The organism is Clostridium tarantellae, assembly GCF_009295725.1.
GTDB lineage: Bacteria > Bacillota > Clostridia > Clostridiales > Clostridiaceae > Sarcina > Sarcina tarantellae.
Genome location: NZ_WHJC01000448.1, coordinates 1 through 1,933, shown reverse-complemented (window position 1 = coordinate 1,933; position 1,933 = coordinate 1). Strand labels below are relative to the sequence as shown.

The 1,933-nt window shown below is 23.0% G+C and carries 3 protein-coding genes; all 3 read right to left on the bottom strand.

All coding sequences use genetic code 11. The features are described 5' to 3' along the window. Positions 1-114: 114 nt before the first annotated feature. The 3 genes from GBZ86_RS15455 to GBZ86_RS18490 all read right to left on the bottom strand — a co-directional run bounded on the left by GBZ86_RS15455 (position 115) and on the right by GBZ86_RS18490 (position 1,778). A complete protein-coding gene (locus GBZ86_RS15455) occupies positions 115-891 on the bottom strand; it encodes a heterodisulfide reductase-related iron-sulfur binding cluster (RefSeq protein WP_152892142.1) in 777 nt (258 codons plus the stop codon). 157 nt (positions 892-1,048) lie between these two features. Continuing rightward, positions 1,049-1,480, bottom strand: a complete 432-nt coding sequence (locus GBZ86_RS15450) for a hypothetical protein (protein WP_152892140.1) — start codon at positions 1,478-1,480, stop codon at positions 1,049-1,051. A gap of 163 nt (positions 1,481-1,643) precedes the next feature. Further along, the gene (locus tag GBZ86_RS18490; RefSeq protein WP_268817449.1) at positions 1,644-1,778 is read right to left on the bottom strand and encodes a hypothetical protein; all 135 of its coding nucleotides are present in this window, start codon (positions 1,776-1,778) and stop codon (positions 1,644-1,646) included. Positions 1,779-1,933: the final 155 nt, after the last annotated feature.

Below are 1,933 nucleotides of genomic sequence, written 5' to 3'. Positions count from 1 at the left end.
TCATGCTTATATAAATTATTATAAACTTTTCCATTACAGCAGCAAATAGAGTGTTTTTAAACATGATTATTGAATGGTTAACTTTTTAGTAACTATTTAAAAATAAATATAATATTAATAACTTAGATCTAATTTATTAATTAATTTCAATCTATTAATCCAACCATTTCCATTAGCTTCATTAAATATCAACTCCATAATATGATAGCTTTTAAAACCTGGTACTTTAAATGAATGTGCACAAGAAGCACAATAAGTTACTATAGAAGTATATGGACTTTGTTTTAACCTATTTTCTAAGATAGCTTTTCCCTTTTCTGGTTCTAATACCATCATCATATTTTTTTTACCACAACAAATAGATTTTTCTCTACACATTTTAAACTCTAAAATTTCTATTCCCATTTTAGTTAGTATACTTCTTATAGCTTTATGATCTTCACTATTGTTTCTAGCTGCACAGGGATCGTGTAAGGCAAATTTCATTCCTTTATGCATGTCATATTTATCTTGTGGAAAATTTTTATCTATAATAGACCATATGGAACCCACTTTTAAGTCTTTATTTTCTTTAAAAGTATTATAACAATTAGGACAAGCTGTATATATTTTTTTTATTCCTTTACTTTTTAATAATTCTATGGTTGAATTAAATCTTTTCTTAAATTTCACACCATTTTTTATATACTTTGATGGTTTACCACAACAGGTTGTAGCTATTGCCATATTAGATTTTTCTAATTTTAATATATTCAATGTTTCTAACACAATATGTTCTCCTAATGTCATAAAAGAACATCCTGGTAAAAAAGCCTCTTCACCTTTTGTAACCTTTGCAAATATAGGAGAAAATCCTAATCTTTGATGATTATCTATTATAAATTCTTTCATTATGTTACCTCTTAATTTTATTTATCATTATTTAACTTTATTATACTTCATAAATATTTTCTATTCAAAATTTTAAAGTTTATATTAATTGATATAAAGCTATAATAACAATGTAATAAATAAAAAGGTTTATGTAAAATTACACAAACCTTTTTGTTTATTTTCTATGTCTCTTATTGCGTTTGCCATTATTATTGCTATTAGTATTATATAAATTTTGCAATATCATGCTAGCTAATGGATTTATCTCTTGTCCATTATTACCCATATTGTTCATAAGCATATTAATTAATAAATTATTAGGATTATTACCATAATTATTGTTATCTAAATTTTTTCTGTCATTAAAATTATTAGCATTTCCATTAATTTGACTAATAAGATTCATAAGATTATTTGTATTATTTAAATTTTGATCATTATTTCTACTATTATTTTCACTCTTTCTATTGTTATTATTTAACATATTGCTCATTAGCATTAACATTAATGGATTTCCACCAAACCCTTGCATATTAAAATTGTTTATATTATTTTCTGAATTCCCATTCATTCCATTTAATAATGCACTTAAAAGTATATTTAACATCTAAATTACTCCTATATTTTCTTATTAATATACTTTATTTTAAAAAAGCTCTATTTGATACAACATATAAATTTTATTTTTTATTAAGTAAAAATTTTAATTAAAAATGCTATGCAAAATATTTTTATATAATTTACATAGCATAATACTTTCAAAAATTTATTTAATTTTTATTTTCTACTGATTTTTGTTTACCTGAATTTCCAACTCCTTGATATCCATTATTTGATTTCAAGGAATTATTACTATTATCTTCCATGCCTTGATTGATTGATTTTAATGTTTTTTTCTTAGACATATTAAATTCTCCTTTATATTTATGAATGTAGTCGGTTGCGGAATTCCGCAACCATTAATTCACCTAACTTTTTTGAAGTTAAGTTTTTATATTTTCCTCCAGTATGGCACAATATAAATAACAAGAAATAAAAACACCAACAGGAGGTAAATAAC

Coding starts and splice junctions, on each gene's coding strand:
- GBZ86_RS15455 (WP_152892142.1), bottom strand. CDS start 891: ATGAAAGAATTTATAATAGATAATCATCAAAGATTAGGATTTTCTCCT.
- GBZ86_RS15450 (WP_152892140.1), bottom strand. CDS start 1,480: ATGTTAAATATACTTTTAAGTGCATTATTAAATGGAATGAATGGGAAT.
- GBZ86_RS18490 (WP_268817449.1), bottom strand. CDS start 1,778: ATGTCTAAGAAAAAAACATTAAAATCAATCAATCAAGGCATGGAAGAT.